Consider the following 553-nt stretch of genomic DNA (forward strand, 5'->3'; position numbering starts at 1 on the left):
GTTATGCGTCATCCGGATACCGCCCTGTTCCTCATCCCGTCTCTTCGAGTTCGTCTTTACTTTAATGTATTTCAGACTGTAGCCTTCGACCGGCGTGAGCGTCATCGTAAAGTCCTTCTGGCTTTCGGTATAGTGAATCCCTGCACCGGGAACAGTCGTTACGTTCGGATATGTGCCGATGATGACTGAATGAACGAGGTCTATAGAGGAGATATTCGGATGATATTCGTATGCTCCCATATCTACCACATCGTCGTAGATTCTATCCAGGCCGCCCAGATCGAGTGCAAGCGCTGCGGTATACTGTGCCTTAAGCGGGCTGAGCAGTACGGTCGAGGTACGGTTCCGGAAGCCTGAAAGCACGAACGGATTGTAGCCAGCGTTGACAGAGGGACTGATGCTTGTAAGACGATAGTCTCCGTCGTTGCGGGGGGTCAGATCATCGTCGTATCCTTTCCGACGGAATACCGGATTGCGGTCGATATTTCGTCCGGCATCTTTTCCGAGAGACGCGTTCCATCCGGCCACGTTGCTATGTTTCCATTCCGGCATG

General features: G+C 52.3%; 1 pseudogene. It reads right to left on the bottom strand.

Annotated elements, in window-relative coordinates:
- Positions 1-553: pseudogene (locus EII41_RS13730) on the bottom strand (hypothetical protein); the annotation flags it as partial.

Source organism: Tannerella forsythia, from assembly GCF_003860135.1.
Lineage (GTDB): Bacteria > Bacteroidota > Bacteroidia > Bacteroidales > Tannerellaceae > Tannerella > Tannerella forsythia_A.